The sequence below is a fragment of the Paraburkholderia sp. SIMBA_027 genome (genome assembly GCF_046535315.1).
GTDB classification, from domain to species: domain Bacteria; phylum Pseudomonadota; class Gammaproteobacteria; order Burkholderiales; family Burkholderiaceae; genus Paraburkholderia; species Paraburkholderia tropica.
This window is the reverse complement of sequence record NZ_JAWRWY010001409.1, coordinates 1-243: the sequence shown is the minus strand read 5'-3', so window position 1 is coordinate 243 and position 243 is coordinate 1. Positions and strand designations below refer to the sequence as shown.

Here is a 243-nt window from a genome sequence, read left to right as displayed (position 1 = left end):
ATGCCTCCTAGAAAGACGCCCGCCCAAAAGAAACTGCCATCGCGTCTACCGGTGAGCAGATCGACGCAAAGACGCCGCGAATTACTGACCACCGCAGCCGACATGTTCCTGGCGCGCGGCTACGACGGCGTCACCCTGGATGAGATCGTTGCCGAAGTAGGCGGCTCCAAATCCAACGTCTATAAGCACTTCAAGGGCAAAGAGGGTCTCTTCATCGCTGCGCTTGAAAATCTTGGCAGCGAG

General features: G+C 57.2%; 1 protein-coding gene. It reads left to right on the top strand.

Annotation, left to right across the window (positions count from 1 at the left end):
- Positions 1 to 51: 51 nt before the first annotated feature.
- Positions 52 to 243, top strand: a 192-nt coding sequence (locus SB764_RS43830; RefSeq protein ID WP_410867284.1) for a TetR/AcrR family transcriptional regulator, incomplete at its 3' end; no start/stop codon positions are given.